The sequence below is a fragment of the Acinetobacter sp. CAU_H_78 genome, assembly GCF_058599365.1.
Genome location: NZ_CM178652.1, coordinates 642,267 through 662,043, shown reverse-complemented (window position 1 = coordinate 662,043; position 19,777 = coordinate 642,267). Strand labels below are relative to the sequence as shown.

At 40.7% G+C, this 19,777-nt stretch carries 21 protein-coding genes and 1 pseudogene; 6 read left to right on the top strand and 16 right to left on the bottom strand.

Annotated elements, in window-relative coordinates; translation table 11 throughout:
* Positions 1-413 precede the first annotated feature (413 nt).
* From AC4MCD_RS03245 to AC4MCD_RS03235, 3 genes are all read left to right on the top strand, one after another.
* A complete protein-coding gene (locus AC4MCD_RS03245; RefSeq protein WP_419375239.1) occupies positions 414-3,248 on the top strand; it encodes a ribonucleoside-diphosphate reductase subunit alpha in 2,835 nt (944 codons plus the stop codon).
* Between the two features lie 490 nt (positions 3,249-3,738).
* The gene (locus AC4MCD_RS03240) at positions 3,739-3,870 is read left to right on the top strand and encodes a hypothetical protein (RefSeq protein ID WP_005237071.1); all 132 of its coding nucleotides are present in this window, start codon (positions 3,739-3,741) and stop codon (positions 3,868-3,870) included.
* Positions 3,871-4,008: 138 nt separating this feature from the next.
* Complete coding sequence (locus tag AC4MCD_RS03235; RefSeq protein WP_004785102.1) at positions 4,009-5,292, top strand: ribonucleotide-diphosphate reductase subunit beta; 1,284 nt, start codon at positions 4,009-4,011, stop codon at positions 5,290-5,292.
* Between the two features lie 81 nt (positions 5,293-5,373).
* On the opposite strand, the gene AC4MCD_RS03230 is transcribed toward AC4MCD_RS03235, so the two are convergent.
* Complete coding sequence (locus tag AC4MCD_RS03230) at positions 5,374-5,964, bottom strand: DUF4142 domain-containing protein (protein ID WP_419364637.1); 591 nt, start codon at positions 5,962-5,964, stop codon at positions 5,374-5,376.
* A gap of 525 nt (positions 5,965-6,489) precedes the next feature.
* Between AC4MCD_RS03230 and AC4MCD_RS03225 the strand changes: the two genes are divergently transcribed.
* Positions 6,490-7,098 carry a DUF805 domain-containing protein gene (locus tag AC4MCD_RS03225; protein ID WP_419364639.1) on the top strand — a complete coding sequence of 203 codons (609 nt, stop codon included), beginning with the start codon at positions 6,490-6,492 and terminating at the stop codon, positions 7,096-7,098.
* 82 nt (positions 7,099-7,180) lie between these two features.
* Positions 7,181-7,636 (top strand): hypothetical protein, encoded by a 456-nt coding sequence (locus AC4MCD_RS03220; protein ID WP_419364641.1) that lies wholly within the window; start codon positions 7,181-7,183, stop codon positions 7,634-7,636.
* A gap of 55 nt (positions 7,637-7,691) precedes the next feature.
* Here the strand turns inward: AC4MCD_RS03220 and AC4MCD_RS03215 are convergent.
* Together AC4MCD_RS03215 and AC4MCD_RS03210 are read right to left on the bottom strand one after the other, a co-directional pair.
* A pseudogene (locus tag AC4MCD_RS03215) lies at positions 7,692-8,624 on the bottom strand (IS5 family transposase).
* Between the two features lie 147 nt (positions 8,625-8,771).
* The gene (locus AC4MCD_RS03210; protein ID WP_419375329.1) at positions 8,772-9,419 is read right to left on the bottom strand and encodes an HAD family hydrolase; all 648 of its coding nucleotides are present in this window, start codon (positions 9,417-9,419) and stop codon (positions 8,772-8,774) included.
* A gap of 258 nt (positions 9,420-9,677) precedes the next feature.
* Between AC4MCD_RS03210 and AC4MCD_RS03205 the strand changes: the two genes are divergently transcribed.
* A complete protein-coding gene (locus tag AC4MCD_RS03205) occupies positions 9,678-10,445 on the top strand; it encodes a hydroxymethylpyrimidine/phosphomethylpyrimidine kinase (RefSeq protein WP_419375334.1) in 768 nt (255 codons plus the stop codon).
* A gap of 113 nt (positions 10,446-10,558) precedes the next feature.
* Here AC4MCD_RS03205 and AC4MCD_RS03200 read toward each other — a convergent pair whose 3' ends face one another.
* The 13 genes from AC4MCD_RS03200 to AC4MCD_RS03140 all read right to left on the bottom strand — a co-directional run bounded on the left by AC4MCD_RS03200 (position 10,559) and on the right by AC4MCD_RS03140 (position 19,688).
* Positions 10,559-11,002 carry a YybH family protein gene (locus tag AC4MCD_RS03200; RefSeq protein ID WP_180004018.1) on the bottom strand — a complete coding sequence of 148 codons (444 nt, stop codon included), beginning with the start codon at positions 11,000-11,002 and terminating at the stop codon, positions 10,559-10,561.
* A 390-nt stretch (positions 11,003-11,392) separates the two neighbouring features.
* Positions 11,393-11,755, bottom strand: coding sequence for a 5-carboxymethyl-2-hydroxymuconate Delta-isomerase (locus AC4MCD_RS03195; RefSeq protein ID WP_419364647.1), 363 nt, complete (start codon positions 11,753-11,755; stop codon positions 11,393-11,395).
* Between the two features lie 115 nt (positions 11,756-11,870).
* A complete protein-coding gene (locus tag AC4MCD_RS03190) occupies positions 11,871-12,209 on the bottom strand; it encodes a zinc ribbon domain-containing protein YjdM (RefSeq protein WP_034705280.1) in 339 nt (112 codons plus the stop codon).
* Between the two features lie 124 nt (positions 12,210-12,333).
* On the bottom strand, positions 12,334-12,780 hold the full coding sequence (locus tag AC4MCD_RS03185; RefSeq protein WP_004785131.1) for an SRPBCC domain-containing protein: 447 nt from the start codon (positions 12,778-12,780) through the stop codon (positions 12,334-12,336).
* Positions 12,781-13,019: 239 nt separating this feature from the next.
* Positions 13,020-13,415, bottom strand: coding sequence for a ribonuclease E inhibitor RraB (locus tag AC4MCD_RS03180; RefSeq protein ID WP_034171734.1), 396 nt, complete (start codon positions 13,413-13,415; stop codon positions 13,020-13,022).
* Positions 13,416-13,650: 235 nt separating this feature from the next.
* Positions 13,651-14,595, bottom strand: a complete 945-nt coding sequence (locus AC4MCD_RS03175; RefSeq protein WP_419375335.1) for an SNIPE associated domain-containing protein — start codon at positions 14,593-14,595, stop codon at positions 13,651-13,653.
* A gap of 569 nt (positions 14,596-15,164) precedes the next feature.
* Positions 15,165-15,830 carry a pseudouridine synthase gene (locus tag AC4MCD_RS03170; protein WP_419375330.1) on the bottom strand — a complete coding sequence of 222 codons (666 nt, stop codon included), beginning with the start codon at positions 15,828-15,830 and terminating at the stop codon, positions 15,165-15,167.
* 87 nt (positions 15,831-15,917) lie between these two features.
* Positions 15,918-16,373 carry a hypothetical protein gene (locus AC4MCD_RS03165; protein ID WP_005237111.1) on the bottom strand — a complete coding sequence of 152 codons (456 nt, stop codon included), beginning with the start codon at positions 16,371-16,373 and terminating at the stop codon, positions 15,918-15,920.
* A gap of 747 nt (positions 16,374-17,120) precedes the next feature.
* Positions 17,121-17,834 (bottom strand): SIMPL domain-containing protein, encoded by a 714-nt coding sequence (locus AC4MCD_RS03160; RefSeq protein ID WP_312332738.1) that lies wholly within the window; start codon positions 17,832-17,834, stop codon positions 17,121-17,123.
* Positions 17,835-17,958: 124 nt separating this feature from the next.
* Positions 17,959-18,207, bottom strand: a complete 249-nt coding sequence (locus AC4MCD_RS03155; protein WP_419375331.1) for a DUF6868 family protein — start codon at positions 18,205-18,207, stop codon at positions 17,959-17,961.
* A gap of 149 nt (positions 18,208-18,356) precedes the next feature.
* Entirely contained in the window at positions 18,357-18,578 is a 222-nt protein-coding gene (locus AC4MCD_RS03150; RefSeq protein WP_004785142.1) for a hypothetical protein, read from the bottom strand.
* A 128-nt stretch (positions 18,579-18,706) separates the two neighbouring features.
* Positions 18,707-18,913 carry a hypothetical protein gene (locus AC4MCD_RS03145; RefSeq protein ID WP_419375332.1) on the bottom strand — a complete coding sequence of 69 codons (207 nt, stop codon included), beginning with the start codon at positions 18,911-18,913 and terminating at the stop codon, positions 18,707-18,709.
* A 196-nt stretch (positions 18,914-19,109) separates the two neighbouring features.
* Complete coding sequence (locus tag AC4MCD_RS03140; RefSeq protein ID WP_419375333.1) at positions 19,110-19,688, bottom strand: DUF4126 domain-containing protein; 579 nt, start codon at positions 19,686-19,688, stop codon at positions 19,110-19,112.
* Between the last annotated feature and the right edge of the window lie 89 nt (positions 19,689-19,777).

The following is a 19,777-nucleotide window of genomic DNA, read 5'->3' as shown; positions in this document are numbered from 1 at the left end:
TATCGTGCACATTTCACTCGAATGTGCATTTAACTACCGTTTGTCGGCTTATTTGCATCGATCACAGCTTAATCTGAACAAAATGTGACTAGTTGATTCAGGCCTTTTTAGTTATCCACAATGTTATCTATAAGCACTTTTTGCCAGCTTTGATATGCTATGCCTTGCCGGATAAGGCTTATGCAAGAATCAATAAAAATTGGGATCTTTTTGCAAAAGATTAAGATAAAACTTCAGAAAAATATTTAGCAAAATGTCAATATTGATCTACCCTAAATTTTCCCGTATCTTGTGTTCAATTAATTTTATAACCACTAGGTCTTGTGTTTATTCCTCGAACACTGTGGCACGATTTTTGCCCAGTTCAAACGGTCCATAAACATAAAAATAGATGACAATGGAGCTATGCTAACATGAGCGTAATCACGTCCACTCCGGGTCAACTTCAGGTGATTAAACGCACCGGTGATGTTGCCGCTTTTGATGCAGAAAAAATTTCTGTTGCAATTGGAAAAGCATTTTTGGCAGTAGAAGGCCAGCAAAGTGCAGATTCGAGCCGTATACACGACCGTATCGAACAATTAACGGAAATGGTTCTGAATACATTCAAACGCCGTTTACCATCGGGTGGCACGATCCATATCGAAGAAATTCAGGATCAGGTTGAACTTGCGCTGATGCGTACTGGCGAACAGAAAGTTGCACGTGCCTATGTCATCTACCGTGAACAACGTTCTGAAGCGCGCAAACAGTTAGGTGCCAACCATCACCCTACACTGCAAGTCACTGATGCAGAAGGCAAGTTAAAGCCGCTTGACCTAAGCGAATTGACTGCGACTGTGACTCGCGCTGCTGAAGGCCTTGAAGGAATCGACGTACAGGCGATTGTCGATGAGACCGTAAAAAACCTTTATAACGGCGTAAAAGAGTCTGACATCTCTACAACAATGATGATGGCAACTCGTACCCGTATTGAGCAAGAACCTAACTATACTTATGTGACTGCACGTCTATTGCGTGATGACCTGGTGGCTACCGGTTTAGAGTTCTTGGGTTTATCAACTGATACTAATGAAGGTGATGCGCTTGAAACTTTCCTGAAAAAAGGGATTGAGTTAGAGCTTCTTTCACCTGAATTGTTAAACTTTGACCTGGCTAAGCTGGCTGCAGCGATTCAACCAGAACGTTCAAACCAGTTCACTTACCTAGGTCTGCAAACCCTATTTGACCGTTACTTCATCCACTCAGATGGCGTGCGTTTCGAATTGCCACAATTGTTCTTCATGCGTGTGTCTATGGGTCTTGCCCTGAACGAAGACAATCGCGAAGACCGCGCAATCGAGTTCTATAACTTATTGTCTAGCTTCGACTACATGGCGTCTACACCTACCCTATTCAACTCAGGTACGTTACGTCCACAGTTGTCTAGCTGCTACTTGACTACGATTGATGATGACTTGTATGACATCTATGGTGCGATGCGTGATAACGCAATGCTGTCTAAGTGGGCAGGCGGTTTAGGTAATGACTGGACTCCAGTTCGTGCCCTGAACTCTTACATTAAAGGTACAAACGGTAAGTCTCAAGGTGTGGTGCCATTCCTTAAAGTTGCCAACGATACTGCTGTTGCCGTAAACCAAGGTGGTAAACGTAAAGGTGCAGTATGTGCATACCTGGAAACCTGGCATCTGGACATCGAAGAATTCCTTGAGCTTCGTAAGAACACGGGTGATGACCGTCGTCGTACTCACGACATGAACACTGCGAACTGGGTTCCTGACCTGTTCATGCAACGTGTATTCGAAGATGCTGAATGGACACTGTTCACTCCTTCTGAAACACCTGATCTTCATGATCTGACTGGTGCAGAATTCGCTGAGCGTTATGCTTACTACGAAAGCATTGCCAAAGAAACAAATATGTTGCACAAGAAAATCCGTGCAAAAGATTTGTGGCGCAAAATGCTGTCTATGCTGTTCGAAACAGGCCACCCATGGATCACGTTCAAAGACGTATGTAACCTGCGTTCACCACAACAACACGTGGGTGTAGTTCACTCTTCTAACCTGTGTACAGAAATTACCCTGAACACCAGCAAAGAAGAAATCGCTGTATGTAACTTAGGTTCGATCAACCTGGTACAACACGTTCAAGGCGGCAAGCTGGATCGTGAAAAACTGGCTCGTACAGTAAAAACTGCAGTACGTATGCTCGATAACGTCATCGACATCAACTATTACGCAGTTCCTCAAGCACGTAACTCAAACCTGAAACACCGTCCAGTCGGTATGGGTATCATGGGCTTCCAGGATGCACTATATGAAATGGGTATGGCTTACGGTTCTGATGCTGCGGTTGAGTTTGCTGATGAATCAATGGAAGTGATTTCTTACTACGCAATTTCAACTTCAAGTGACCTTGCTGTTGAACGCGGTACGTATGAAACATTCAAAGGTTCACTGTGGGATCAAGGTATCTTACCAATCGACTCACTTGACCTGGTTGCGAAAACTCGTCCAGAGCGTATGTTTGAAGTTGACCGTACACAACGTCTGGACTGGGACACTTTACGTGCCAAAGTTCAAAAAGACGGTATGCGTAACTCGAACGTGATGGCGATTGCCCCAACTGCAACGATTTCGAATATTTGTGGCGTGTCTCAGTCAATCGAACCTACATTCCAGAACCTGTATGTGAAATCTAACCTGTCTGGTGAATTCACAGTGATCAACCCGTACCTGGTACGTGCGTTGAAAGAACGTGGTCTTTGGGATGCAGTGATGGTCAACGACCTGAAACACTTCGAAGGTTCAGTACAAAAGATTTCTCGTATTCCTGAAGAATTAAAAGCGATCTTTGCGACTGCGTTTGAAGTTGAGCCACGCTGGATTGTTGATGCTGCTTCTCGTCGTCAAAAATGGATCGACCAGGCGCAATCTCTGAACCTGTACATCGCGGGTGCAAACGGTAAAAAACTGGACATCACTTACAAGATGGCTTGGTTACGTGGTCTGAAAACCACTTATTACCTACGTGCTTTAGGTGCAACTTCTGCCGAGAAATCAACTATTAACACTGGCGCATTAAATGCAGTTAAACCTGCGACTGTTGCGGCTCCTGTAGTTGCAGCGCCAGTGGTTGAAGAGAAAAAACCTGAAGCTCCTGTAGAGGAAGAAGGTTTCACTCAAGCAGCGCCAGTGCCACAAGCATGTTCAATTGACAACCCTGATTGTGAGGCTTGTCAGTAATCTGACGGGTTTCTAATCCACCCCGACCCTCCTTTTTCAAAGGAGGGAGATTCCTCGAAGCAAATGGCGGGATGCAAGTCCCCCTTTGCAAAAGGTGAGCAGCACTGCTGCGCAAGAGGGGGATTCAAGAAATTTAGACAATAAAAAAGCCCACTACAGGCCGATCAAAACTCGTAGGGGCTTTTAATCTCGAAGTGATACCAAAATGGTCACAACGAGGCTGGCATAATCAATGCGAGTTAGATTGTAGCACTGAAAACTATCTCGAGCCAGTACAAGTCATTTTCTTTGAAGAAGGAGGAATAGATGATGTCCAAGCGCGTGATTTATAAAAGTGCTATTGACGGTTGCTTCGTGACTAAAGCTTATGCTTTAGCTCATCCAAAAACGACAATCAAACAGATTCGCAAAATCAAATGATGATTTAAAACTTAAACGTGGATTTCTAGATTAGTCTGGAATCCACAACTTAGAACAAAAAGGAAATTTGGTGCCCCATATGACTCACAACTACATGTTAGGACTTGTGGCATTGATCCTTTCCTTTGCCGTTACCTTTTACGCACCGATTGCTTATTTCTGGTTTAAAGTTCGCCAGCAACAGCGTAAACAAAATAAGTAGTGGGGATTTATCTCTGAACAAATTCAGAGCATTCATCGACAAAACTTAATTTTGTTTACACAAATTGAGCGTATAGTAAGACATCTCAGCACTGCTGGATGTCTAATAAAAGATATAAAGCAACTAGAGAGAATTGATATGTCTATCCTAAGTTGGGACGATTTCGAAGATGATTCGCAAAAACCGGCTGCACCTGAACAGCAGCCTACGCCCGTCGAGCCGAAAAAAACGGCTAATCCGCAGATGGTATCTGATGCAAGCAACACATCGTCGAATGTGGCAGCTGCACAACCCGCTGCAGCCCCTCGAAGCGCAGGATCAAATTCAACCGATTCACTGGCAAGAGCATCTGCTTCCCTAGACCAGCTGGACGTTGCGCCAGGTCTTGAGGAACTTGAGATGGGTGCACAGCGTGTACAAGTTGATGATAAACGTATGATCAACTGCCGTGCTGACTTGAATCAGTTAGTGCCATTCAAATACGAATGGGCTTGGCAGAAATATCTGGATGGTTGTGCCAACCACTGGATGCCTCAAGAAATCAACATGAACCACGACATCGCGTTGTGGAAGTCTGAAAATGGCTTGACTGAAGATGAACGTACCATCGTGATGCGTTCACTTGGTTTCTTCTCTACTGCGGATTCACTGGTTGCAAACAACCTGGTATTGGCGATCTACCGTCACATCACCAACCCTGAATGCCGTCAGTACATCCTGCGTCAGTCATTTGAAGAAGCGATTCATACGCATGCTTACCAGTACTGTATCGAGTCTTTAGGTATGGACGAAGGCGAAGTCTTCAACATGTATCGTGAAGTTCCATCAGTAGCACGTAAAGCAGCTTGGGGCTTGAAATATACGCAATCTCTAAGTGATCCTACTTTCAAAACCGGTACACCAGAAAACGACCAGATCTTGCTTCGCAACCTGATCGCATTCTACTGTGTCCTTGAAGGTATCTTCTTCTACTGCGGTTTCACCCAAATTCTGTCTATGGGTCGTCGTAACAAGATGAATGGTGTTGCTGAGCAATTCCAGTACATCCTGCGTGACGAATCTATGCACCTGAACTTCGGTATCGACATGATCAATCAGATCAAGATCGAGAACCCACATCTGTGGACTGCTGAATTCCAGCAAGAAGTGATTCAAATGATCCTTGAAGGTACCATGCTTGAAATCGAATATGCTCGTGACACGATGCCACGCGGTGTATTGGGCATGAATGCTGGCATGATGGAAGAATACCTGAAATTCATCTGTAACCGTCGCTTGAGCCAGTTAGGCTTGCCTGAACAGTTTACTGGTGTGAACAATCCATTCCAGTGGATGTCAGAAATGATGGATCTACGTAAAGAGAAGAACTTCTTCGAAACTCGCGTAACAGACTACCAAACTGGTGGTGCGTTAAGCTGGTAAGAAATATCACATAATATATAAAGTATTATGATCAAAAAAACCGCCTAAAATGGCGGTTCTTTTATTGGATGAATGCTTAACTTATTTCATCTTTTCAACGATTTGTTCAGCTTTTTTCAGATGTGTCGCTACCGCAGTACGGGTTTGCGTCAACATGCTTTTTAATTCCGCATTTTTCGCATTTGGAATCAATTGTGTGTCCAAAGTGTTCAGGGCTTTACGATGTACTTCAACTTGGCTCATCATATAGTCTTTATCAGCTGCAGATGGCTTGCTCAGGTCAGTAACAATCTTGTCACTATCACTTTGCAATGTCGTACTGAGACTGCTTGCTTGCGGAGTTAATTTTAAACGGTCTGCCAGAGCCTGACATTTTTTCTCATTCGCTGTATGTTCGCTAATCATCATTTGCGCATACTTACGTGCGTCATCTGTTTTAAGTTTTGGCAAGGCTGTTTTTGCCTGTTTGATTTCACCGTTATTGACCGTACTTACAACCTTAATCACTTGACTCTCGGTTAAATGCATTCGGCTGTCATTTGATGCTTTAGAATTTGCTTGAGCAGCAGTTGAAGATTGCTGATTCATTGCCATTGTTTGCCCAGCAGTGAATAGCAATACACCACTCATCGCAACACAGTTAATCATCTTCTTCATTGGAATAGCTTTCATCATGGCACCCTTTAATGTTTTATTAATTAAAAATGCCTTTATAAAATAGGTGAATTAGCTTAAAAACAGTGTAATGTTTAAGTTGTTTTATGAGATCAATATATAAGCATTTATTAGCTTAAGCAAAGTCTGTTGACGATTAGTTTCTTATTCAAACTCTACGTAAAAATTCGCAATATATTCATATTGAGTAAAATACTAAAATTAATTAAGTCATTGATTTAAATTATTTTTATAAATTTTAGTATATTCTTAGCTTTATTAAATTTACTTCAGTTTTTCCTCTATTGAATCATTCCTTATTATTCAACAAATTAAGAAAAGCTAAATTTAATTGAACTATTCATTAGCTGCTAAATCAACTTCTTATTAATCAGAATTTCTAGCTTTAGATAGTGAAAATTTATTACCTAAATATTTTTATAAAAGCTTGATCTCAAAATAAATTTCCTATGCTACTATCGGCCATATATGAATAATATTTATACAAATCCATAATAGCCAGAAGATAAATAGAGAGGGCTTATGAAAGGTTCCATCCTGGATTTTTCTATTCAAGATAATACGGGTTTTATCACAGGGGATGATAACAACCGCTACAGTTTTAGCGGTGCAGACTGGCGTGGACAACGCCCTCCATCACGCGGTGACCGGGTTGATTTTATTGTTAACTCAACCGGCCATGCAGCAGATATTTATCTGGCTCTGGGAAGCTCGATTCATCTGGGAGAAAGTATTAGCAATCAGATTAACAAATATTCCAATTTGGATCAGGCTGAAGAGAATTACAGCAGTATCGACTGGTTCGTAAAATGTCTAACCAATTATGCAAACTTTTCAGGTCGTGCACGCCGTAAAGAATTTTGGTTCTTTATGCTGTTTTGTGTAATTTTAAGTATTATTAGTGAAGTCATTGATGCAGTTTTAGGCACCAAACCTTTGGTGAATGGCCTGCTAAATTTAGCGCTTCTGCTCCCAAGTCTGGCTGTAGGGGCACGTCGCTTGCATGACATTGGACGCTCTGGATGGTGGCAATTGCTTGTACTGACAGGGATAGGAGTCATTTTACTCATCATCTGGTGGGCAAGTGATACCAAAAAAGAAAATAATGAATATGGTGCTCCTGCCAAGTAATGGAACATTACATATCCCGTCTTGATACGGGATATGTTTATAGATTATTTAATTTAATATCAAAGCAATACGTAGACAATTCATGCTGCAAGATCAGTTATCCAAACTTCCCAATGCAATATGGGTGCAAATTTATAAAGATAAAATGCAACTGATGGACAATGAGGGCACGATTGTGCAAACAATGGTCCCTCCCGTTCCCTATGCGCATGAACGCAGCATCATTGCCGACTTTAATGCTGCCTCAGACACCCTAAAACAGCTGGTATCTACTCCAATTGTTCAAAAACTTTGGGGCTCTACAACGCTGCTGCAAGTTATGGATATGCCTGAAGAGGGTCTGACAGCTCTTGAACAGCGTGCCCTGCTAGAATTAGGTTATGAAAATAGTGCACAAAAGGTGATTCTGTATGATCCCGCAGGTCAGGAAGTTACGAAAGCGAGCTTAAGCACCACTTATCCTAAAACCAATCTAAAAATCTTTCTGGTTATCTTAATTGTCGTCATTGCTGCTTCTATCTGGTTTTTAACACTTTAAATGGGCTTTGTTGCACAAAGATTTGAAATGCAAAGCGCCCCTAATTGAGCCAAATTTAAGGCGTAATTTGGGTAAGTGGTCGACCTAATTCCGTAAATCGGTTGAGGACTGCTACACGTGCATGAATTTCATTCACCTGACTAGGAAAGCTTCTTGCCATTAATTTATCGCCTAATAATTTGATGCAATGCATCTTGGTTTCCACCAAACTGCGGCGATGATAGCCTGACCATTTTTTCCATAATGTCCTGCCTAAACGTTTAACTGTTCGAAGTAATTCATTTCGCTCTAGCGAGCTACTCTTTCTATCTTTCCATGGTTTCGCATTTTTTCTAGGTGGAATCACCGCATGTGCTTGCCGATCTGCAATGACCTGACGGCATTGCTTGGTGTCATAAGCTCCATCGGTATAAACAGAGTCAATCTGCTCATCTTGTGGAATCTGATTAAGTAAATCACCAAGCACCTGTGAATCACTGACATTATTGGTTGTGAGCTGAATAGCGCGTATTTGTAGGGTTTTGGCATCTATACCAATATGTAGTTTACGCCATTGGCGACGATATTCAGCTCCATGTTTCTTGCGTTTCCATTCGCCCTCACCTAGAAACTTCATGCCTGTAGAGTCTACAAGTAGATGCAGCCCCTCACTACTTTTTTGCTAGTTGATTGCAATATCAATATGCTTTTGTCTTCTACAAAGCGTACTGTAATCTGGTGCGGTCCAATTTAATCCGCAAAGTTCAATCAGACTTTGCACAAAGCCAGTGACCATACGTAAAGATAGACGGAATAAGGATTTAATCATTAAGCAGCATTGGATAGCTGCGTCGGAGTAGGTTTGATTTCGCCCTTGTTTGCCTTTTGATGGAGCATACCATTGCGTAGCAGGATCAAACCAAATGGCAATATTTCCGCGACTCATGAGTACTCGGTTATATGCGGGCCAATTGGTTGTGCGGTAGATTTTATGTGTAGGCTTCTTCATTTGAAAATTATATCGCTGAAAAAGCCTTTACAGATAGGTTTGTGCAACAAAGCCATTCAAAAGGTGAAGTTAAAAATTATTGTTAATAATGAATATAAAAAATGCTCCTAAACATAGAAGCATTTTATTTTTAATGAAAATAAAAAATTATTTTAAATAGTCTAATAAATGACTAAAGTTCTCAATCGTATATTTAGGCTGTGCCTGCTGTAATTCAATTTCTGAACCATAGCCGTATTTGACTGCAATCGACTCAATCCCATTATGGCGGGCACCAAAAATATCATGCTCACGATCCCCCACCATAATGCATTGATCAGCCTGCATGCCTTGTTGTTCCAGGATATACTGAATCAGTTCCCCTTTATTGGTCCGATCACCATTCAGCTCACTGCCATAAATCTCAGTAAAATACTGGGCCAGATTAAAATGTTCCAGAATCTGTTTGGCATAAACGGTTGGTTTTGCTGTTGCGAGAAACAGGCGATAACCACGGCGTTTAAGTTCCGCCAGAGTTTCAGTCACGCCTTCAAAGACGTGATTTTCATATAAGCCAGTCACTGCGAAACGTTCACGATATGCCATTAGTGCCTGTTCAGCCAGGGTATCATCCGCATCCACATTCAAAATTTTAGCTAGTGAAGCTTTTAGAGGAGGCCCGATAATCCAGTCAATATTCGTGTCTTCACTGATCGGATGACCCACCTTTTCCAGACCATAGCGGGCAGAAGTCGTAATCCCCACTTTTGGGTCAGTTAATGTACCATCCAAATCAATTAAAATATTCTGAATCACATCTTGTCCCCTATGTTTGCAACCGACATCAATTCATATCGTGAGTATAGCCAGATTTGTCTATTCTAAAGCAATTATTAGGCCATAAAAACAAGCCAAGAACGCCCATTTTCAGGGTAATTAATCCTGTATTTTAATCAGATAAAACATATGAAATTTTGCCTGACAGACAGTTCTTGCAAGTGATAGAAATTAATATCGAGAGTTTGAATAAATTTGCCTATACTAAGGCAATTTTAGTGAATGAAGGACATCATTTTGCGACCTACCGTACTTTGCTTTTCAGGTTTAGATCCTTCAGGTGGAGCAGGCCTTCAAGCAGATATTGAAGCCATCGGTCAAAGTGGTGCTCATGCTGCAATTGCCTGTACAGCCCTGACCATCCAGAACTCGCAACAGGTCTTTGGTTTTGAAGCAACTTCAAAGGAATTACTGCTGGCTCAGGCCAATGCTGTGGTAAATGATCTGCCGATTCGCTGTATTAAATCAGGCATGCTGGGAACGACTGAAAATATTGAGGCACTGGCAGAATTTCTAACTGCGCATCCGGACTATCAGTATGTATTGGATCCCGTGCTGGTAGCCAATAGTGGTGGCTCACTCGGCAATCAAGCCACACTGGTTAAAGCGTTTAAACAACTGATTCCGCTAGCTACGATTTTAACTCCAAATACTGTCGAGTTGCGTGCCCTGACAGGTGAGCAGGATTTGGATCAAGCCACGCAGAAACTGTTTGAGATGGGTGCCCACGCGATTCTGGTTAAAGGCGGCCATGAAGATACTCCCGACTATATCCAGAACCGTCTATATATTCAGGGTGAATTGATCAACGAAACCCGTTGTCCGCGTCTGGAAGGTGAATATCATGGCTCAGGCTGTTCACTGGCGAGTTTCATTGCCGGACGTCTAGCCTTGGGTGAACAGTTGAAAACAGCTGTACAACATGCAGAAACCTGGTTATTTGGTGTATTAAAGAATGCGGAAATTCCAGTACCGAATGGTCAGCGGATTCCAAAACGCTTCTAATCTTTCCTAAATAAAAAAGCCTGAACGATTCAGGCTTTTTTATGGTGATTTCTTTTCAAGAATGGACAAATAGAGGTGATGATCTTGTTTCAATGAAATTTAAAACTTGTGCCTTAACCTGCCAATTTCACAGGACGCAGTTTTTCAGTTTTCTCCTGAACAGGGACAGAAATATGCTGATAATGCAATTGCCACTGATCTTGCTGCTTGCTCAAGACCATGCTGAAGCGACACCACTGTAAAGGAAAATATCGCTCCATCGCCGCATAGGCAATCCGGACATAACCATATACGAAAGCCATGTCATTATTGACCTGAATGGTGACCTCTTGCCGTTCAACGCGCATACCATTGTTGCGCATATATGGGCGATACTGTTGCCATGCAGCCTGATAAGCCTCGATCCCTTTCAGCTCGGAGCTAATATCAATCAGACAGACATCTGGTCGGCAAAGTTGACGAATTTCGCTGAATTCAAGTGAACAAATAGCTTGATCCCATTTTTGTAAAAATGTCCTGACTTCCTGAGCTAGACATTCTTCCCCTATTATTTTCATTGAATACCTCTCTATAAGGTTTTATTCAGACTTGAAAACCGAGATTTCAAGCATCTCATCATTTTTCAGTCTTTCTTGTTTTTCATTATTTTTAATTATGTGGATGGGTCCTGGTTTTACCCATCCCCCATATATCAGGTCAAAAGTGTGACCTAATACCTAAAATTACACTATTTTTTTGATCATAGGCAAAATTTTCTGATCAACTGCAATCATCAGGTGAATTTTGACTGATTATTTAAATTTTCATGCTCTATTTTTATTTATCGTTCTTTATATTTCAAAATCGCTTTGATACTTCTCAATTTTTTATTAAGTTCATACGCATTCAAGATAAAGAGAGGAACTAAGAAAACTTCATTTCCTAGTCCTCACTTCAATATAAAAAACTCAAATAATAGCTTTAGTGTAAGTTTCTTTGTCCATTTCCAGAATTTCAACACAGAGCTGAATCTTTAACCCCGGCTGCGAGACAATGTGCTGCTGCATGACCTGAAGTACCAGCTTGGAAATTGCTTGACGAATGTCCAGACTACGACCAGTCAGGAGAGAAACTTTGGCATGTACATAAGCCTGATCTGTCTCCGGCTCTAGTCCAATCACATAATCCTGCTGTGCAATCGCCCGACTTTTTAAATCATTCGGGTCATTAATATAACCGGCGTTAAATAAGGCCTGGTGAATTGCCAACATTAAAGGTCGGGTTTCGAGCTGCTGAATATTATCTGAATATTCAAGATGAAAATGAGGCATAAAGCATAGATCCAGGCATGATATAGTGATCAGAAGAGATTGATCTTCGAGTTTGAGGAAGAAGCATAAACCTTCAAACCCGAAGACCGAAAGCACTCATTCGTATAAGAATGTATTAGGCTTTTTTCACATATTCAGATTTGAGCTTCATGGCGCCAATGCCATCAATTTTACAGTCAATATCATGTCCATCAGTTGCATCGGGTAATAGACGAATATTTTTGACCTTAGTCCCGACTTTAACCACTGAAGAAGACCCTTTAATTTTAAGATCCTTAATCACCGTAACTGTATCGCCATCAGCCAGCAGATTGCCATGCGCATCCTTGATGACCACGGTTTCCTCAGTTGCTTCCCCTTCTTTCCACTCATATCCACATTCTGGGCAGATTAACAAGTCACCATCTTCATAAGTATATTCAGACTGGCATTTTGGGCATTGTGGTAGAGCCATAGCAACCTCAACAAAATAAAAAAATAAAAGAAAAAACAAAAAATTAAGGCTGAATTATAGCATCTTTGGGTGGGTTCATGCTCAAGCTTTAAAAGGATCTTCCGCTCGACTTAATTAACTGAACTTAACCATCTAAAATATGTGGATTGACCAGCCAGGACAAAAGCTGCAATGACTCCTGCCAGCTTAAGTGACATGCAGATGGTGGTACCAAATCCGGATAACCCACCTGAATAATATGCAGGCTGGTGCCTACAGACACTTTTTCAAAGATGAGCGTGACTTCAATTTCACCTTTGACCTCAGGCGTGGAAAAGCAATCGGTATAGCGCAGTAACTGGTTGGGAATAACTTCATGATAGGTGCCATGTAAATGATGCTGGGTACCAGTGGCAAAATTGGTCAGGGTGATTTTATAGCTGCCTCCCGGTTTGACTTCGGCATGCTCAACTCTGGCAGTGAAGCCATGCGGTGCCAGCCATTTTGCAATGGCATCTGGATGAATAAAGGCCCGGTACACCCGTTCCGGTGGCGCACTGAATACGCGATGCATTTTTAGGGTATAACTCATTTCAGCCTACCTTTTTTTCTTGTTCTTACTGAAAGATTATTTTTATTTATTATTCGGATGGATCATCCCGATCTCATCGGCCTCAGTATTTAAATAACTGCCCAATATACTGTACGGCCTAAATATAATTGTTATCTATCCATTTTATAGGATGTATAACAAAAAACTACAGTTAAGCCGACCAATACCGCAGGCCATAAAAAACCCGGCTTAACCGGGCTTGAATAAGGAAATTTTGATTAGCTGCTACGAAGTTTGCTTTCGCCCTCTTCCGGGTCGCCCTCATCATCATAGACATAGGCCATACAGCCCCAGCCGTCATATTCACCCTGAAATTCAGCGGCAATTCTGGTAAACCATTGTTCTAAGTCGACAATATTTTCATAGGTAGGTTGCATATAGACATGAATGGTAATTGTCCACTCCAGGGTATCGCTCTCCTCATCCTGATATAGGCTTATCTTTTGTTCTTCTTTGAGTAAATGCAATGCACATCGGTCAGCCTGCTCTTCACTATTAAAGGCTATCGAGAATTCAATTTCATGGTCGTCCTGCAGATCATCACCATCCTGATACATTTGCCACAGTACATGACCATTTTCATCGTCAGGGAATTTGTCATAATCGCGTGCCATAGAGATATCCTTATTATGATGTTTTATTATTCGATTCAGCTTAACTTATTTTATTTGAATTATCGAGTACAGAATATGAAAAAAAATTAACTTTCTCTAAATAACCAACTGAATTTTATCAATATAAATTTAAGAATCTGAAAAAAAAGCTGCATTTTCATCTAATTAAAAATACCTGCATATCAATCTGCAGATTAAAAAATTTCATCGGTTGATCTGGATTTTTTAATTGTAGTTAGGAAGCGATCACTACAGATGGTTCAGATACCTGATTCTGTTGAAGCTCAAGTAAAACGGCGGCGAATTTAAGCTCTTCCAGACGTAAGTTCAGATAAGACTCCTGAATCATGGCCTGGCTCAAGCTTTGTCCTTTATAGTTCATCAGGCGATAATCATCTTTTAAGGATTGCAGCATTTCACCCAGATTATGAGTATTTAACTGGGACAAATAGAATTCTGCCCTGCTATTAAATGCCAGACTCAAAATCTCGATGGTGCTCTTGCGACGATCCTCATCGACATAATTACAGCTGGCCACCTGCTGCTGTTCTTTGGCCTGCTCAATCTGTGTTCTGATAGTCAATAAATGCCGAGCTGCATCAGTATCATTGTAGTCACTAATGAGCTGATCCAGAAGCTGCGTGACCGGCAGATCAAAACCATATTGATAGCCCTTGATCTTATGCTCGAGAGCTTCAACTACCTCTTGTAAACACTGCTGTTCTTTGGCCTGCTGATAATAAGCCTGTAACGCTTTTCGGGCCTGTTGCTCAATATCAGCTTCGGTCTGAGCCTGTAAATTCTGTAAATATGCTTTGACCTGAGCGATATAGGCTTTGAGATCATCCAGCATGATGGAAGCATCAAGCTTGGTTACTTCTACGAAATTTTCAGCCTGCAAGCTGCGGTTAATAATGTATTGTTCGATGTCACAGATATCCTGATATTTTTTATATTTATTCAGTTCAGTTCTGGCACTTCCCAGTTGCATCCGTAGCTGGGTCATTTCATAATTTAATTCATCAACTTGTGTTTCATAATCGGCTAATTTACTGCGTGAATGATCCAGATTTTCCTGTAGAGACTGAATATTGTTTCTTGATAATTTCAAGCTATTGAATACCCGTAGCAATACAATGATTAAAACACTTGCGAGAACAAAGAGCGCGCCACTTAGCATCATCCTGTCCCTTACCCCTTGCACCATATATAGGCACTAAAAAATTAAAAATTTATGATGCTTTAAAGTTATTCTGCATAATTTAATGAAGAGAATCAAAGATAAAAAATGACCATAAACATTTAATATAATTGATCTTTTAAATGATTTTTCACCTACAAAACCTTAATATTTTTATGCCTATCAATTTACTTAAAATGAATCTGTTGGTAATAATTGATTAGAGTGGTTTTTATTTTTATATCAAATGTTATAAGTACAAATTCCGGATAGGCTGAAAATCTTGAGAAAAACCTAATAAAAATAGACAGATCAAACAGTTAAACTAAAGATAAAGTGATAAATCCCCCTTAAATGATTCCTGAAATTTTTCCGGATACACTTTTTTGATTTCAAAAAATCATTACTTGATAAGACATGATTCAGAACATAATTTTTCTAGAAAACTGCTTAAATTCAACTCCATAATTTTCCGATGATTGAAATAAATTCTGACATTTCTGTTGCAGCTTACTGAAATTTAAATATTTATCAGAATCTATATTCATTTTTTGAATGCTTAAATTTTACTAAAATGGTGCAGGTGCAAGAATTTCAACTTTATGACCACTCAAGGGTTGAGTAAAAGTCAGTTCACTGGCATGCAAGGCCATGCGATTAAGAGGACTACGCGTTGGTTCCGGATGATAGATTTTATCGCCCGTAATCGGATGACCAATATGCAGCATATGGACTCTGAGCTGATGTGAACGCCCAGTAATTGGCGTTAGTAATACCCGGCTGATGTCTTGCTCAGGCAGATATTCCAGCCGTTGATATAGTGTTTTGGCAGCTTTACCCAGTTCAAAATGTACCATTTGCCGTGGGCGATTTTCCCAGTCAGTAATTAAAGGCACATCGACACTGCCCTCATTCTGAATTTCTCCCTGTACCAGCGCAATATAGTGCTTGCTGACTGTACGTGCCTGGAACATTTTACTGACCGCCACTTCGGCATCGCGATGTTTGGCAAACATCAGGATGCCAGACGTCGCCATATCAAGACGATGGGTAATTTTGGCATTCGGATAACGCTCTAGTACCCGTAGATAAGCACTGTCATGATGCTCAGGCAAACGTCCCGGAACAGACAACAAACCGGCCGGCTTCTCAATGACGACCAGATCATCATCTTCATATAGAATATGCAATGGGTCTTGAGGCGGTGCGTAGACAAAGTTGTCGTTAATAGGCATGTGCTTTAAGCATTCAGGAGAAAATGCGCAAAATAACAATGTCAGGGAATACTGTCAATCCAGCCCTATTGCAGAAGCAGTGCCCGACTAAGCTTTGGACGCTGCACTGATGGGAGATACTGAATGACCTGACTGATACTGGGTTTTCAGGCTGTCGAGATCTTCATTTAAGAATGTCATAAGATATTGCTGAACCTGTGACATAGTCAGACTGCGAAATGACACATAGTCTTTGTTTTTCAGGCTAAACAGTCCCAGAATTTTATGCTGAGCTTCGACTTCAATATCACTTTCCAGCCTGAACTCAAGCTGACCTGATGGCGCCAGTTCATTCAGCGTGATCTGGATCGACTGTTCAGTATCGGAGTCTGTCACGGTAAATGTGGTAATCGCAGCTTGCATTTGTAATTGTAAAATCCGTAACTGTTGCCAGTTAATGGATTTGAAAGTAGAGAGAATTTCTTCTGCCGATAAGCTGCCAAGCTGCTCTGCTTCGTCTTCTTCCTGATGCGGATAACTGATTTCTAATTCATATTTTTTCATGGGACGTGCCCCTTTCTTATATGCAAAATTATCATAGCATTCTGTTTTATTTTTCAAGGATATAATTTGTGAGCAAATATTAAACATATTATATTTTAAATTTTTTATATCAAATACTTATAAACAACCGGTGACATTAGAATAGTATTTAAATAAAGGATAATTGAAAGCAATAGGCTGTAAATAAAATAGATTAGATATGTGATTAAAATAGTATTTATTTAAATCTCAAATGAATTTACAGCTATTTGAGGAAGAAGATAAGTGACTGGGTAAGGAAGGTATTCAACAGTTTGGAGGAGAAGATTGTTTTTATGAGAGGAGAGAATTTTGAGGGTGTTGGGAAAACATCTTGATGGTTTACTTCAACTATCACTCTTTGTAAGAAATGATCTTATAGCCTATAAACTTTTGGTCTATAGCGTCCTAAGCCGAATCGAGACCTTTTGGGTTCGTACTGCACTCGCGTTTTGCGCCACTCACAGCATGCTACTCTTTTCGATCCCATCACACCCTTGAGATCTATAGTAGCCAAGCTGCGGCAAAATTAATTTCCTAAGATTTTTTAATTTTCCCAATTTTTGAAAATATTTTTCTTTAAATATATCTGTGGAAGAATTTTTTACCTTTTAGCTCAAAATAAAGATCTTTTATTGCAGAAAGAGCAGAATTACTGGAATTTATCTTCACTTAAAACTTTATTCTGCTCTAAATTTTTTAGACCGCTATATTCAGCTTTCCAGCCATTTAATCAGCCAGATAATAATCCACTGTAGAAACCACACGAACTTTCTTTAAATAAGGCGTATTGCTATCACGGTCCTCAATGCTAAACAGACCTTGATTGGCTGTCTTGATTTTCCCGAGACGGCTTTGAGAATCCGCTGCAAACTTTTCTGCCACACTGCGGGCATTTTGCGTGGCCTCTTCAATCATCGCCGGTTTGATGTCATTCAGTTTGGTAAAAATATATTCAGTTCTTTGCCCGGAATCATCACCACCAAAAGCAATGCCCTTTTTACCCAGAGCGACCAGACGGGTTTGCGCTGCACGGACTGCATCAATATTGTGGGTATAAACCGTAATGGTCTGATGTGCGGTATAACGTAGCGCGACATTGGCATCACCGCCATATTGCTGGGCATATTTATCTGTAGTGACTGGAGAACCTGTGGTAATTTCTTCTGCCTTAAAACCTTCGCCTTTTAAGAAAGCCTGAATTTGCTGGGTTTGCAACTCCATGGTGTCATACAGTTCTGTCAGACTCTGACTACCGCCACTAAAACGGATGGGCCAAACTGCGACATCAGCCTTAACCTCACGTTCCGATAGCCCTTTTACCGAAACAATCCGCTCATACTGTTTAATTTTGACTGCACTATTGCCCAGAATGAATCCGGCAATAATCATTCCCAAGCCGATTAAAGCACCTAAAATCAAGGCGGGTTTAAACTGATTCATTGATCCGAACTCCTTTTTCATATTGTTATTCTGTTTCGAGCATTTTAAGCCTTAAACTGCTCCGTGTAATGCTGAAGTGACTATCAGTTTTATTTATTCTTGGAACTTTGGAAAGTTTTATCTCCTAACTTTTCCCAATCAAAAATATGGCAATCAGCGGCACCAGATTGAACAGGAATATCCCGATTTTATAGATGGCCATGCCGCTATAGTGAATGGCATCAAAAGTCGAATCTGAGAGCTGAAACCATTGACCATGCAATCGTTTTACCCAGTTTCGTGCAAAGACAATCAGCAAAAACCAGAGCATTAAGATGCCGTAATTTAAAGCCAATGTATAAAGTAAAAACCGACACCAGAAATTGAGATCCATAGTGGTTCCCTGCCTGTAGAGCCATCTATCATTAAGTTAACAGATCAATCAAATCTTCAGGAACTACTGATTTGTATCTGTGATCTAAAGAGAAATGGTTTAAATATTTTGAGCTAAAAGTTTCAGTTCTAACTTCCAACGATCATTTTTTAGCGTACAAACAGATGACGGGTATGATGATTGATATAGGCATTTAAGCCATCACCATACTGGGCCAGCTGTTTCATATTTTCCACATGCTGATAGCCTGCACTGCTATAGCTATAGGTATACACTTTCGAGGTTTTCTTGAATTGAACCCGAATAAACTCATTGCCAATCTCATAATTGGCCACACCCGAGTCATGATTGAGATCAAGATAATGTTGCAATTGAGCAGCCCTAAACATGATAAATCTATAGTTTTATATGGGGTTAAATTGATCAATTTTCAAACAGAATAAATGATAAAACCCACTGTATAGCGGGTTTTAAATAATGTCCAATATGTCTATAAATCTCATTCTATACAGCACTTATGACAGCCCTCTACTTTCTCCCTCGGCCAGTTCATTCTTGCCCGTTTATAAGCCAGATCATAATTGGCAAAATATCCAATCAGAATCTGGTTATCAAATTCTGGCAGGTCTTCACAGCCTTCAGTTGCGTTATGAATATAGTGCACGCCTTGGGCAGACTCTTGTTCATCTACAATAAATTTAATCATTTACAGTTCCCCTAATATTGTTTTTATCAAGTTAAACCACAAATAAAACCATACAAAAATTATGCCTTTTGCAATCCCATAATAAAATTATGACTTTATTGAATAAAAATCAAGCAATTTTATAAACAAGATCAAAACCTTTCTTTAAGCAAATATTTCATTAAAAATGAGTGATAAATATTTATTTATCTGACTCTTATAAGGCGGAATTTTCTAGCTTTCTTTTCTTTTTTTGACGTATCCAGCGAATCGTCATGAGGATTAGTATTACGACCAGCAAGGCAGCTAACACTGGCAAAAGCAATGACAGGATGGATAACAGAATAGCCCCGATCCACTCTCCGGTTGAGAGTACCGGATTCGCAACACCGCCTGTGGTAGCAGTTGATAGTCCGCGTGCTGCAACACTGCTCATTTGCACGGCCCCTGCTGTTCCACCACCGACAATAATCGCTGCTGCCAAAGCTGTAAACTGGGACATTTCTCCACTGCTGGCAGCCATCGTTGTCAGAGTTCCGGCCAGCATGGCAGCAGGCGTTGCAATCGTATCGATGGCATTGTCCACCCAGGGAATATAATACGCAGCAATTTCACAGATAGTCGCGATGGCTAAAGCCAGACAGACTGCCGGCATGGCCAGCCATTCAAAACCGGTCATCGGTTCAAACCAGCCCATCAATGCGGCAATACTCATTATCAGCAAAGGCACAAAAACACGGAAACCAGAGGCTGCACTCAAGCCGATACCGATACATAAACCGAGGATTGTTTCCATGCTGCTTGCCCTTGAGATTTAAGCCATTTTTATAATGTAAATTATACGCTAACAAAAAAGCCCTATGGGGTGATAGGGCTTTTATTTAA